This window comes from Variovorax sp. efr-133-TYG-130 (assembly GCF_030208835.1).
Classification (GTDB): domain Bacteria; phylum Pseudomonadota; class Gammaproteobacteria; order Burkholderiales; family Burkholderiaceae_C; genus Variovorax.
Genome location: NZ_JARVTD010000052.1, coordinates 1 through 1,093, shown reverse-complemented (window position 1 = coordinate 1,093; position 1,093 = coordinate 1). Strand labels below are relative to the sequence as shown.

Below are 1,093 nucleotides of genomic sequence, written 5' to 3'. Positions count from 1 at the left end.
GGCCGGCTGCATCCTGCAGACCCTGCAGGAAACGGCCGAGAAGGCCGGCTTCCTGTTCCCGCTGAGCCTGGCGGCCGAGGGCAGCTGCACCATCGGCGGCAACCTGGCCACCAATGCCGGCGGCACCCAGGTGGTCCGCTACGGCAACACCCGCGAGCTGTGCCTGGGGCTGGAGGTGGTCACGCCACAAGGCGAGATCTGGGAAGGCACCAGCGGCCTGCGCAAGGACAACACCGGCTACGACCTGCGCGATTTGTTCGTGGGCAGCGAGGGCACGCTGGGCATCATCACCGCCGCCACCATGAAGCTGTATCCGCTGCCGGCGGCCCAGCTCACGGCCTGGGCGGCGGTGCCTTCGCTCGACCATGCGGTCACGCTGCTGGGCCTGGCGCACAAGCACCTGGGCCCGGGCCTCACCGGCTTCGAGGTGATGGGCAAGTTCGCGCTGAGCCTGGTCGACAAGCACATGCCGCAACTGCGCGTGCCCTTCATCAACGAAGAGGCGGTGCCGTACTGCGTGCTGCTGGAGAACTCCGACAGCGAATCCGAGGACCACGCCCGCGCCCGCTTCGAGGCCCTGCTGGAAACCGCGTTCGAAGACGGCTGCGTCACCGATGCGGTGGTGGCCGAGAACCTGGCGCAGGCGCACCAGCTGTGGCACATCCGCGAGAGCATTCCGCTGGCGCAGGCCGAGGAAGGGCTCAACATCAAGCACGACATCTCGATCCCCGTGTCGCGCATCCCGGCGTTCGTGGAAGAGACCGATGCCTTGCTCAAGCGCGAGATCGAGGGCGTGCGCCTCGTGAACTTCGGGCACCTGGGCGACGGCAACCTGCACTACAACGTGCAGGCGCCGGAGAACATCGACACCAAGGCGTTCCTGAAGAATGAGGAAGAGCGCATCAACACGCTGGTGTACGACGCGGTGGAGAAGTTCGGCGGTTCGTTCTCGGCCGAGCACGGCGTGGGCTCGCTGAAGGTCGACAAGCTGGAGAAGCACAAGTCGCCGGTGGCGCTGGAGATGATGCGGGCGATCAAGCGCGGGCTCGATCCGAAGAACACGCTCAATCCTGGGCGGGTGGTGCGGGTCTAG

The 1,093-nt window shown here is 66.7% G+C and carries 1 protein-coding gene; it reads left to right on the top strand.

Annotated features, from left to right (window positions below; translation table 11 throughout):
- On the top strand, window positions 1-1,093 hold a 1,093-nt coding region (locus tag QRN67_RS32680; RefSeq protein ID WP_285415186.1), incomplete at its 5' end, for an FAD-binding oxidoreductase.